This is a genomic window from Actinotalea sp. C106 (assembly GCF_023630195.1).
Classification (GTDB): Bacteria; Actinomycetota; Actinomycetes; order Actinomycetales; family Cellulomonadaceae; genus Actinotalea.
In genome coordinates this window covers 1-1609 of sequence record NZ_JALPKN010000457.1, presented here as the reverse complement: position 1 = coordinate 1609, position 1609 = coordinate 1, and the positions used below count along the sequence as shown (strand labels likewise).

Genomic DNA, 1609 nt, shown 5'->3' with positions numbered 1-1609 from the left:
ACGACCCGACTTCCCAGCCGGGCCCCGTGCTGGTCGCGGTGAGCCCGGCGACGAGCCCGAGCGCGGTGCCGGTGACGGCGAGGGCCTGCGCGCCGACCTCGTGGGACCCGACGCGGGCGACCACGGCCGCTGCTCCGACGACGAGGACGGCGGCGAGGGCGGCGACCACGGGCGGGAAGGTCGAGGTGGGGTCCGCGCCCAGCAGGAGCAGACCACCGGTGAGCAGGAAGGCTGTCGCGGCGACGACGGCGGTGAGGGCTGAGTCCTGCGCGGTCCACGGGGCGTACTGGCCCTCGACGGCGTCGGCCACGGCCTCGATGACGTCGTCGTAGACGCGGAGGTCCTCGGGGGGTGCGCCGGACTCGAGGGTGAGGACGGCTCCGTCCTGGACGCCCTGGGCCTGCAGGCTGCGGTCGGTGTCGAGGACCACGCCGTCGGAGCGGACGAGGTGGTAGCCGCCGTGGACGGTCGTGGCGTCGAGCAGACCGAGGGTCCGTGCGAGGCCGGGCACGAGCTCGGCGACGGGCACCCCGGCGGGGGCCCCGAGGTCGGCGCCGCGGTCCCCTGCGCTCACCGAGACCCGGACGAGGGTCCCGAGGCCTGGGCTCGAGCTCGGCGCGGTCATCGTGGTCCTTCGGTCGTCGGGTCGGGGCTGCTGGGGCGGGGGGCGGGGGCCGTGGTCATGCGAGCGGCTCCACCGTGAAGGTCCGGTCGCCGAGGCGGACGGCCCCGTGCGGCGGGACGACGGCGCGCTCCCCGGGGGCGAGCGGCAGGACGGTGCCGTCCGCGGTGAGGACCGCGGTGCCGTTGGCCGATCCGCAGTCCTCGACCCAGAACCCGGACCCGTCGATGCCGAAGCGGGCGTGGGTGCGGGACAGGGACCGGCCGGGGTCGGCGATGGTGATGAGGTGCTCGCAGGGCTCGCCCTCGGGCGGGCTGGGGCGGCGGCCGACGTGGCCGGGGCCCGAGACGCTCATCGCCTCGCCCGTGTCGAGGGTCACGACGTAGGTCGACGGCGCCTGCACCGGCGCTGCGGACGCGCCCCTCGCGGTGTGGGGGAAGGGCTGCACGGGCGCTTCGAGGGCGTCGACCACGGGCACGGGCTCGGGGAGGGGGATCGGCAGGGGCGGCGCGGGCTGGTCGGCGACCTTGGCGGCGCGGCGCAGGGCCCGGACGTCGACGACCACGGTGCCACCGACGACGTCGTGCCAGCCCTGCCGGCGTCCCGACCGGTCCATCATCGGGGAGAGCAGGACCGCCCACTGCCCGACGAGGAGCACGTGCCCGGCGCCGAGCACGACGGCCCGCCCCAGGGAGCGACCGAGCCCGGGGGCGTAGGGGCGGGTTGCCTGGGCGACGCGCAGCCCGAGCAGGGCGTGGCCCGGGGTGCGGCCGCTGCGCGCCTCCCAGAGCACGAGGGCGACGGCGGTCTCGGCGGCGGCGAGGGCTGCGTAGACCCCGTGGGAGGTCAGGAGGAGGGCGGCTCCGGCCACGAGAAGGACGGTCAGGGCGTCGAGGCAGTAGGCGCCGACCCGTCGTCCGACGGTGGCGACGACGGCGCCGTCGAAGGCGGGGCCGAGGGCCGCGTCGTGCGGGAGGCGCACCGCGC

2 protein-coding genes are annotated in these 1609 nt (G+C 77.5%); both read right to left on the bottom strand.

Features of this window, described 5'->3' with window-relative positions:
- On the bottom strand, positions 1-625 hold a 625-nt coding region (locus L0B03_RS17565; RefSeq protein ID WP_250448265.1), incomplete at its 3' end, for an EsaB/YukD family protein.
- A gap of 55 nt (positions 626-680) precedes the next feature.
- On the bottom strand, positions 681-1609 hold a 929-nt coding region (locus L0B03_RS17560), incomplete at its 5' end, for an FHA domain-containing protein (RefSeq protein WP_250448263.1).